The sequence below is a fragment of the Bacillus sp. SIMBA_008 genome (genome assembly GCF_046535495.1).
Classification (GTDB): domain Bacteria; phylum Bacillota; class Bacilli; order Bacillales; family Bacillaceae; genus Bacillus; species Bacillus subtilis.
On sequence record NZ_JAWRWL010001274.1, the window covers coordinates 1 to 236 of the forward strand.

1 protein-coding gene is annotated in these 236 nt (G+C 72.0%); it reads right to left on the reverse strand.

The genetic code is table 11. The annotated features are described in order from the left end of the window. Positions 1-236: hypothetical protein (locus SB658_RS27530; protein WP_486308233.1), on the reverse strand; the 236-nt coding region annotated here is incomplete at both ends.

Here is a 236-nt window from a genome sequence, read left to right on the forward strand (position 1 = left end):
GATCGGATGCCCGGGCGTCGGATACGGGTCCTGACCGGTGATGAGGACCCGCACCTCCGACAGCGGCCGCTGGAAGGCGCGAAGCACGTTCTCCCCGGCAGGAAGATAGCCGTGACCGGATGCCTGCTCGGCACGGAGACGCTCCCCCAGGGCGGTGATCTGCTCCTGCGCCGGCGCGAGCGCCTCGGCCCAGCCCGGATCGATCTGCCCGTCGGCGGCGAGCTCGGCGAGGGTAC